The following is a 600-nucleotide window of genomic DNA, read 5'->3' on the forward strand; positions in this document are numbered from 1 at the left end:
AAAAGCTGTTAGCTGAGCGCCAGGTATCGTCACAACAGTTGGATCTGCTATAGTAAATTTGCCTGTTGTCATAGGGTGACGAACCCAGTCCCCGCTTTAACATCCATGGTTTTTGTCATGCTGGCACCATCCCTTTCACCGGATGGTGCTTTTTTATGATAACCCCTGACCAGTTACGCCGAGCTGCCCAGCTCACCCCAGCCAATGCACAACGCTGGCATATGCCGATTGTGTCTGCCATGGCTGAATTTGGTATTGATACCCCCAAACGCCAGGCTGCGTTTCTGGCTCAGGTCTGCCATGAAAGCACCGGTTTAACGGTACTTTCCGAGAGCCTCTATTACAAAGATCCCCGCCGTATCGCGCAGATTTTCATCACCGGTTTTGATCTCAACAGCAATCGTGTGATTGAACCTGCCGAAATCGAGTTCGCCAAGGCCTATGTGCGCAACCCGGAAAAGCTGGCCAACCGTGCGTATGCCAACCGGGGCGGTAACGGGCCGGAATCGTCCGGTGATGGCTGGCGCTATCGTGGGCGTGGCCCCATCCAGACCACGTTTAAAAACAACTACCGGGCAACCGGTATCGCCCTGGGCCTGG

The 600-nt window shown here is 54.2% G+C and carries 1 protein-coding gene; it reads left to right on the forward strand.

Annotation, left to right across the window (positions count from 1 at the left end):
* Positions 1–155: 155 nt before the first annotated feature.
* Positions 156–600: glycoside hydrolase family 19 protein (locus tag NWP14_RS27790; protein ID WP_375216320.1), on the forward strand; the 445-nt coding region annotated here is incomplete at its 3' end.

The sequence above is a fragment of the Klebsiella sp. C349492 genome, assembly GCF_042055345.1.
GTDB lineage: Bacteria > Pseudomonadota > Gammaproteobacteria > Enterobacterales > Enterobacteriaceae > Klebsiella > Klebsiella scottii.